The sequence below is a fragment of the Actinomycetota bacterium genome (assembly GCA_030776725.1).
In the GTDB taxonomy this organism is placed as follows: domain Bacteria; phylum Actinomycetota; class Nitriliruptoria; order Nitriliruptorales; family JAHWKO01; genus JAHWKW01.
Genome location: JALYHG010000287.1, coordinates 1 through 7,314 on the forward strand (window position 1 = coordinate 1; position 7,314 = coordinate 7,314).

General features: G+C 72.5%; 8 protein-coding genes. 6 read left to right on the forward strand and 2 right to left on the reverse strand.

Features of this window, described 5'->3' with window-relative positions; genetic code table 11:
• Window positions 1–315, reverse strand: a 315-nt coding sequence (locus M3N57_13750) for a hypothetical protein (GenBank protein ID MDP9023732.1), incomplete at its 3' end; no start/stop codon positions are given.
• A gap of 240 nt (window positions 316–555) precedes the next feature.
• Between M3N57_13750 and M3N57_13755 the strand changes: the two genes are divergently transcribed.
• The 4 genes from M3N57_13755 to M3N57_13770 are packed head-to-tail and all read left to right on the forward strand — an operon-like array spanning window position 556 to window position 5,007.
• Entirely contained in the window at window positions 556–1,275 is a 720-nt protein-coding gene (locus M3N57_13755) for a TVP38/TMEM64 family protein (GenBank protein ID MDP9023733.1), read from the forward strand.
• Between the two features lie 17 nt (window positions 1,276–1,292).
• Window positions 1,293–2,489: an ABC transporter substrate-binding protein gene (locus M3N57_13760; GenBank protein MDP9023734.1), complete on the forward strand. Its 1,197-nt coding sequence runs from the start codon at window positions 1,293–1,295 to the stop codon at window positions 2,487–2,489.
• Window positions 2,490–2,491: 2 nt separating this feature from the next.
• Window positions 2,492–3,565: an ABC transporter ATP-binding protein gene (locus M3N57_13765; protein ID MDP9023735.1), complete on the forward strand. Its 1,074-nt coding sequence runs from the start codon at window positions 2,492–2,494 to the stop codon at window positions 3,563–3,565.
• Window positions 3,562–5,007: an FAD-dependent oxidoreductase gene (locus M3N57_13770; protein MDP9023736.1), complete on the forward strand. Its 1,446-nt coding sequence runs from the start codon at window positions 3,562–3,564 to the stop codon at window positions 5,005–5,007. The genes M3N57_13765 and M3N57_13770 overlap by 4 nt, the downstream gene beginning before the upstream one ends.
• A 17-nt stretch (window positions 5,008–5,024) precedes the next feature.
• Here the strand turns inward: M3N57_13770 and M3N57_13775 are convergent, their stop codons facing one another.
• The gene (locus M3N57_13775; GenBank protein ID MDP9023737.1) at window positions 5,025–5,630 is read right to left on the reverse strand and encodes a CDP-alcohol phosphatidyltransferase family protein; all 606 of its coding nucleotides are present in this window, start codon (window positions 5,628–5,630) and stop codon (window positions 5,025–5,027) included.
• A 29-nt stretch (window positions 5,631–5,659) separates the two neighbouring features.
• On the opposite strand from M3N57_13775, the gene M3N57_13780 reads away from it, so the two are divergent.
• A complete protein-coding gene (locus M3N57_13780; protein MDP9023738.1) occupies window positions 5,660–6,478 on the forward strand; it encodes an ABC transporter permease subunit in 819 nt (272 codons plus the stop codon).
• Window positions 6,471–7,256 (forward strand): hypothetical protein, encoded by a 786-nt coding sequence (locus M3N57_13785; protein MDP9023739.1) that lies wholly within the window; start codon window positions 6,471–6,473, stop codon window positions 7,254–7,256. The genes M3N57_13780 and M3N57_13785 overlap by 8 nt, the downstream gene beginning before the upstream one ends.
• Window positions 7,257–7,314 lie beyond the last annotated feature (58 nt).

Genomic DNA, 7,314 nt, shown 5'->3' on the forward strand with positions numbered 1-7,314 from the left:
GGTGTGCAGCATGGCGACCAGGCCGACCACCGCGATCAGGCCGCCGACCCAGCGACCGCGCACCGGCTGGCGGTTCGCTGCCGACAGCCCCGTGAGCGTGACCGAGGTGAGCGCCGACGCCAGCAACAGCGCCGACACGTGCGGCACGCCGAACCACGCGTCCTTGATGTTGTCGTCCCAGGTGTAGAAGTCGGAGCCGAGTGCCGTGAACTGCAGCACCGCCCCCGCCAGCGCGATCCAGAGGCCGATCGAGAGCCGTGACATGCCGCGTTCGTCGATGGCGAGGTCGGACCGGTGTGTCGCCGCATCCCTCATGGCGTATACCCCTCCTCTTCACCTCGAGTGCCTGCTCGAAAGGTTTGGCAACAACCTACGTTGCCAACGGTAGGCACTGGCCAGCCATGGGAGTAGATGCGCGGTGCATTTAGTTGCGCGGTGCACCTATCGCACCCTTGCCTATGGTCGCTTTCCTGGACAGCCGGCGCCCGGAGGGAGGCGGTGGCAGAGGAGGGATCAACAGCCGACGCGCGGCCCGCCGGGCGGCTCGTGCGTCTCGTGTCGTCCCCTCGCTTCCGCTTCGCGCTGCTGGTCGTGCTGCTCGCGGGCGGCGGCGCGGCGGTGCTGCTGATCGGCGGGCCCAGCCGCGAGGGGGTGCAGCGGTTCGTGGAGTCGGCGGGTATGGCGGCACCGCTGGTCTACGTCGTGCTCTACGCCGGTCTCACCGTGCTGCTGGTGCCGGGCGCGGTCCTGACGATCGCGGGGGGTGTGCTGTTCGGGACGGCGGCGGGGACGGCGCTCGCGGTGGTCGGGGCGTCGCTCGGCGCCGCCGCCGCCTTCGCGGTGGGCCGACGCCTCGGTCGGGACCAGGTGGAGCGGATGGCGGGCAAGCGCCTCGGGCGGCTGGACCGGTGGCTGGAGCGCCGAGGGTTCCTCGCGGTCCTCTACCTGCGGCTCTTCCCGGTCGTCCCCTTCAACGCGCTGAACTATCTGGCCGGTGTCACGGGTTTGCGGACGCGTGACTACCTCCTGGCGACCATGGTCGGCATCGTCCCGGGGGCGTTCGCCTACGCCGCCCTGGGTGGGTCGTTCGACGACCCCACCGCCCCCGAGTTCATCGCCGCCGTCAGCCTGCTCATCGTCCTCGTGATTGGCGGGCCGTTCTTCAACCGTTACCTCCGCCGGCGCGGCGCGGGCCCCCCGGAGGTCCCCGACGAGGGCCAAACGGAGAGCACCGGTCCAGACGGGACTGAAGAGAGAGCGGCAGGCACGCGATGAAAAGGCAGGCGCTGCGGTTGACCGCGACTGCACGTGGGATTCCGCTGGTCCTCACCGCTGTTCTCGTCACCGCCTGCGGGGGCGGTGAACAGACGACCGGGGCGCTCGAGGCCAGTCCCACGTCCCCCGCGACGGCTGCTGGCGACTGGGAAGCCACCCTGCGGGAAGCGGAGAGACAGCGCGTCCGGTGGTGGCTGTTCGGTGGGGACGAGCGGGTGAACCGCTACATCGACGAGCACGTGGTGCCCGCCGCCGAGGGACTGGGCGTCGCGCTCGATCGCGTGCCCGTCGACGACACCGCCGACGCAGTGCAGCGGGTGGTGGCCGAGAAGCGCGCCGGCAGGGAAGAGGGTGGCAGTGTCGACCTCATCTGGATCAACGGGGAGAACTTCGCGCAGGGCAAGGAGGCCAACCTGTGGCTCGAGGACTGGGCACGCGACCTGCCCAACGCCGAGTTCGTCGACTGGGACGACCCCACGATCAACACCGACTTCGGCGTTCCGGTCGACGGCGAGGAGTCGCCGTGGAGTCGCGCGGTGTTCGTCTTCGCCCACGACCAGCAGCGGACGCCGAGGCCGCCCGGCAGCTACGAAGAACTGCTCGAGTACGCCCGAGCGAACCCTGGCCGCGTCACGTACCCCGCCCCGCCCGACTTCACGGGGTCGGCGTTCGTCCGTCAGGCCATCCAGGCTCTCGGCGACGACGAGGCCTTCCGCCTCCTGCAGGAGCTCAAGCCGCTGCAGTGGCGCGAGGGGGAGGCCTTCCCCTCCAACGAGGCGGAGCTCAACCGCCTGTTCGGGGACGGGCAGGCCGACTTCGCCATGAGCTACGACCCGGCGTTCGTGGAGACGGCGGTGGCCAACGGGACCTTCCCCGACAGCGCGCGACCGTTCGTCTTCGAGACGGGGGCCCTGCGCAACACCAGCTACGTGACGATCCCCTACAACGCAGGGCGCCGGGCGGGTGCGCTGGTCGTGGCGGACCTGCTGCTGCGCCCCGACCTCCAGGCCCTCAAGGCGGATCCGGACGTCCTCGGCATCCCCACCGTGCTCGACGTCTCGCGCCTCCCCGAGGAGCAGCGGTCGCGCTTCGCGCAGCGGACCCAAAGCCCCTACCTGTTGTCCAGAGAGGAGTTCGGCGAGGGACTGCGTGAGTTCCCCGCCCAGCGCGTGCCCGAGATCGAGGACCGCTGGGAAGAGGTGGTGCTGCGATAGCGGTGCCGACGCCGGATCTGCGCTGTCGCGGGCTGGTCGTGGCGCCGGGCGGTACGAGCGTGCTCGAGGACGTCGATCTCGAGGTACCGGCCGGACGGATGGCGGTGCTCCTCGGACCGTCCGGTGTCGGGAAGACCACGCTGCTGCGCGCGGTTTCCGGATTGCAGCCGATCGAGGCGGGCGAGATAAGGCTGGGGCACCGAGACCTCCGGACAGTGCCAGCCCATCGTCGGGGCATCGCGATGGTGTTCCAGGAACCGCGCCTGTTCCCCAACCTCTCCGTCACCGAGAACGTGGCGTTCCCGCTGCGGGCACAGGGGGCCGGCCGCGCCCAGCGGCGTCACCGCGCCCGGGAACTGCTCGACGAAGTGGGCATCGCGCAGCTGGCCGACCGGCGCCCACGGGGACTGTCGGGCGGCGAGGCCCAGCGCGTCGCGCTCGCCCGGGCGCTGTGCGCCGAGCCCGACCTGCTGCTGCTCGACGAACCCCTGTCGGCCGTGGACCCCGAGCGGCGCGAGGGGCTGCGCGGCCTCGTACGCGCCGTCCAGCGCGAACGGTCGCTGACCACCGTCTACGTGACCCACGACCGGGCGGAGGCGGCGGAGCTCGGCGACGAACTCGCGCTGCTCCTCGCCGGTCGCGTGGTGCAGCAGGCACCACCGCGGACGCTGTTCGAGCAGCCACACACCGTCCAGGCAGCCCGGTTCCTCGGCGCCAACGTGCTGCGGGGTGCGGTCACCGCTGGACGCCTCCACCTGGACGTCGGGAACGTCGAGGTGGCTGCGCCGGACGGGCAGGCCGCGTTCGCCATCCGCCCCGAGCACGTCCGGCTGTGCCCCGATGCCCCGCTGCCCGGAGAGGTCGTGGCCAGCGATTACACGGGCGGCCACAGTCGGGTGGTGCTGGCGGTCGGGGGGCAGCAACTTTCTGCCCTTCTGCCGCCGGATCAGGCGCCGACCACGGGCGCGACCGTCCGCGTCGACCTGCCGAAGGCGCATCTGTGGCGCATCCCCGAGCAGATCGATCCCGGTCCGGGTCGGGAAGGGCATCCCGCGACGGGACGGACGGCGACGTGACGACGCGGTACGGGTTGGTGGTCATCGGCGGGGGCACTGCCGGGCTCGTCGCCGCGGTCGGTGCCGCAGGGGTCGGGGCGCGCGTCGCCCTGATCGAACGCGACCGGACCGGCGGCGAGTGCCTGTGGACGGGCTGCGTGCCCAGCAAGAGCCTCATCGCCGCAGCCGATCTGGCCCACCGCATGCGCGGCGCAGACGCGGTGGGCCTCGATCCGGTCGAGCCGCAGATCGACTTCGGACGGGTGATGGCGCGAGTGCACGCCGCCCGCGAGCGGCTCGCCCCGCACGACTCCCCGGAGCGGCTCCGGGACGAGGGAGTGGAGGTCATCCACGGACACGCCCGGTTCGCGGGACCAGGGCGGGTCGTGGTGGGCGAGCGCATCCTGCGCTACCGCCGTGCCCTGGTCGCGACTGGCGCCACCCCGGTCGTCCCCCCGCTCGACGGCATCGACCGGGCGAACGTGCTCACGACCGACGACGTGTGGGACATCGCCGAACTCCCGAGCCGCCTCGTGGTCCTCGGTGGTGGACCGACCGGTTGCGAGCTGGGCCAGGCGTTCGCCCGTCTCGGCGCCCGGGTCACGATCGTGGAGATGACCGACCGGCTGCTGCGACGGGAGGATCCCGAGGCGAGCCGGCTGGTTGCCGAGCGGCTCCGCTCCGAGAGCGTCGACGTCCGCCTGGGCGCACGCGCAACCGGCATCGACCACGACGGCGGCGAGCACCGCCTGGAGATCCACCAGGACGGCCGGGCGGGGGCGGTCCCGTTCGACCGTCTGCTCGTCGCGGTCGGTCGCCAAGCGGACGTCGACGGGCTGGAGCTCGACAGCGTCGGGGTGGAGACGGCCGACGACGGCAGCGTCGCCGTGGACGACACCCTGCGCACCACCGGACGGGGGATCTACGCCGCAGGCGACGTCACCGGCGGTCCGCCGTTCACCCATGTCGCCGCCTACCAGGCCGGCCTGGTCGTGACCAACGCCCTGTTCCATCTGCGGCGCAAGGCCTCCTACGCGGACGTGCCGTGGGTCACGTTCACCGACCCGGAGGTGGGCCGCGTGGGACGCACGGAGAAGCAGGCCCGCGACCGGTGGGGGCAGTCCGCCATCGTGCGGCGCTTCGACTGTGCCGAGCTGGACCGGGCGGTGTGCGCGGGACGGGCGTACGGCTTCGTGAAGCTGGTCGCGGACCCGCGCGGCCGGTTGGTCGGAGCGACGGTGGCGGCCCCCTGGGGCGGTGAGACCGTCGCAGGCATAGCGACCTTCATGCGGCAGGGCGCCACCATCCAAGACATCTCCCAGACCGTCCATCCCTACCCCACGTTCAGCGAGGGAGCCCGGTGGGCGGCGATCGAGCATGTGCGCGACGAGTGGCTGAGCGAACGGGTGCGTCGCGTGACTCGCCCGGTGCTGCGTCTGCTGCGGGCGGTCGAACGGCCATGATGCGGCGCGTGCGGTCCTCACCCGGCGCCCAGCATGCGCATGCCCCACGTGACGCGCTGGAGCGCCGTGATCCCGACCGCGATGGCGAACCCCCACGCGAGCGGAGCCACCCACTGCGGGAAGAGGCAGAACAGGCTGTGGACGACGATGGTCTCCGCGCCCTCCGCGACGCCGCCCACGAAGTGCAGCGACCGCTCGTCGGGGTGCTCGCGGGCGCGTCGTTCGGCCAGCGAGGAGAGGGCCAGGAACGCGCTGCCGTTCACGTAGTAGGTCGCGAGGAGCACGACGCAGGCAAGGCGGGCCTCAGGCAGCGCCGCCGCCACCCCGACCACGAACCCGCCGTACACCACGAAGTCCGCCATGACGTCGAGGAACCCGCCCCGCTCGTTTGCGCCGCCGCGGGCACGGGCCACGTGGCCGTCCACACCGTCCACCGCACGGTTGAGGAGCCACAGGACGAGCGCCAGCCACCAGCGGGCGAACCCCGCAGCCACGCAGGCGCCCAACCCGACGACCAGGCCGAACGCGGTGAGCCGGTCGCCGGTGAACCCGGCCCGCACCAGCGGACGCGCGATCGCGCGCTCGATCGGCGCAGCCATGGCGCGCAGGTGACGGTCGAACACACGAGGATCATGGCATCGGGCGGGCGCTGATGGCGTCAAGCGGCGCCCGTCTCGCGTGGGCGGGTGGCAGCGGACCGGCCGCGTTCGTCGTCGTGGTGCTGTTCGGGGGGGCCCTCGCCGGAGGGGCCGTCACGAGCGTGCAGCCGCGACCCGACGGGGAAGTGACCCTCGACGCCTGGCGGACGGTGCTCGCCGACGGCGCCTTCCACGACGCGCTCGGGTTCACGTTCCGGACCGCGGTTGCCGCCACGCTCGTCTCTGCGATCCTCGCCGTGGGGTTCGCGGCGTTGCTGCGGCATCACCGCACGTTCCTCCGCGCCCTCTTCGCACTCCCGGTTCCCATGCCCCACCTCCTGATCGCCGTGGTAGCGGTCGTGTGGCTCGGAGCGGGCGGGCTGATCGAGCGCCTCGGCGTGCTGCCGTGGACCCTGGTCCGCGACCGGGCCGGCTTGGGGGTCGTCCTGGTGTACGTCTACAAGGAGGTGCCGTTCCTGGCGCTGCTGGTCCTCGCCGTGTGGGGGCGCGGGGTCGACGACCTGACCGAGGCCGCCGCCGTGACGGGAGCCAGCCCTTGGCAGCGGCTGCGCTGGGTGGTGTGGCCGCAGATCCGCATGCCGCTCGCCGTGGGCTCCCTGATCGTCGCGGCGTTCGTCCTGGGAGCCTTCGAGGTGCCGCTGCTCGTGGGACCGACCTACCCCCCCATGGTGGCGGTGTACGCGCTGCGGGAGACGCAGACCGTGGACCTCACGGGGCATGCCCGTGCGGCCGCCAGCCTGCTGACGATCGCGGCCGCGACCGTCGCGCTGGCTGTCGTGGCGGTCCGCCCGGTGCGTCGTTGGCGTGGCTGAGGTGCGGCTGTCGCCACGCCTCGTCCGCGGTGTGACGGCCGTCGTCGTGATCGCGTACGTCACACCGTTCCTGGCGCTACCGGTGCGCGTGTTCGCCAACCGGTGGCGCTTCCCCGCGGTCGTCCCTCAGGAGTGGGGGCTGCGCGGCTGGGACTACGCGATGTCGCCCGGCGCGGGCGCGGGCCAGGCACTGCACAACTCGCTGCTGGTCGCGCTCGCGGTGACGGCGGTGGCGGTCATCGTCGGCTGGCCCGCCGCCCGGGCGCTCGGCGAGGGCCGGGCCCCCCGCCCGGTCGCCACCCTGACGTTGATCGCCCTGCCGCTGCTCGTCCCCCAGTACGCGGTCGGGACGGGCCTGGCGACCTGGTTCATCCGGATCGGCCTGGCTGATCGCCTGTTGGGGGTCGCCTTGGCGCACCTCCCCTACGTGCTGCCCTACGTCGTGCTGCTCCTCGCCCCCGGCTTCGGCGCTCGCGTCGAGGCGCTGGAGGATGCGGCGCGTAGCCTCGGTGCGGGGCCGGTCCGCCGCGTCCTCCTGGTGACCGTTCCTGCGGTGATGCCGTCGCTCGCCCCCGCGGCGCTGTTGGGCTTCATGGTGTCCTGGAGCCAGTACGGAAGCAGTCTCGCCGTCGGCGGCGGGCTGCCGATGCTCCCGCTGGTGCTCGTGCCGTTCGTCGGCCCGGATCCGCAGGTGGCGTCGGCGCTGGCACTGCTGCTCATGGCACCGGCGGTGGCGGCCCTGGTGGTCGCGTTGCGTGCGGCGCGCGAACCGATCTAGCGCATCAGCCGATCGGCTGGCTTCAGGCCTGGACCAGCTCTCGTTCCTCGCGGACAGC